This window comes from Roseateles sp. P5_E1 (assembly GCF_054049335.1).
Genome location: NZ_JBFUMN010000358.1, coordinates 1 through 573, shown reverse-complemented (window position 1 = coordinate 573; position 573 = coordinate 1). Strand labels below are relative to the sequence as shown.

1 protein-coding gene is annotated in these 573 nt (G+C 70.2%); it reads right to left on the bottom strand.

The genetic code is table 11. From position 1 onward, the window contains the following. On the bottom strand, nt 1–462 hold a 462-nt coding region (locus tag ACXJKJ_RS31510), incomplete at its 3' end, for a helix-turn-helix transcriptional regulator (RefSeq protein WP_457395612.1). Nucleotides 463–573: the final 111 nt, after the last annotated feature.

Here is a 573-nt window from a genome sequence, read left to right as displayed (position 1 = left end):
GTCCAGTACCGCGGTGGCGACGGCACGGAAGGCGGTTTCGTCGAGCTTGCGGGTGCGGTGCGGCACGACGCGCACGCGCTCGACCGGCAGGCGGCGGCCGCCGGCGTGCTCGTCGAGCAGCTTCTCGATGCGCTGCTGCAACGGCGCCAATGCGTTCGACAGCACGCCGCCGCCGCTGCGGACCAGCAATTGCTGCGCGGCGAGCAGCGCGTGCAGTTCCTCCGAGCTCAGCCACAGTCCCGGCAGTTCGTAGCGCTGCGCATCGTCGTTGTGGTCGTAGCGGAAGCCGGCCTCGCCGTYGCCSWCCACCGGCGCCATCAGCKMATCGCGCAGRWASGCMAGGTCGCGGTAGACCGTCGCGCGTGAGCATTCCAGGTCTTCCTGCAGGCGTTGCACGGTCACCGGATAGCGCGCGGCGCTGAGGATGCGATGCAGGGCGTGGATGCGTTCGATGCGTTCCATGGCGGTCTGTTGGGCGTGGGGAGTGCGGCGGTGCGACGCCGAGCCGGCGCGCGTGGCGAGCTGCCGCAGCGCGCCCAAGTATGGCGAAAAAACGCGGTCAGGATCAGGGAC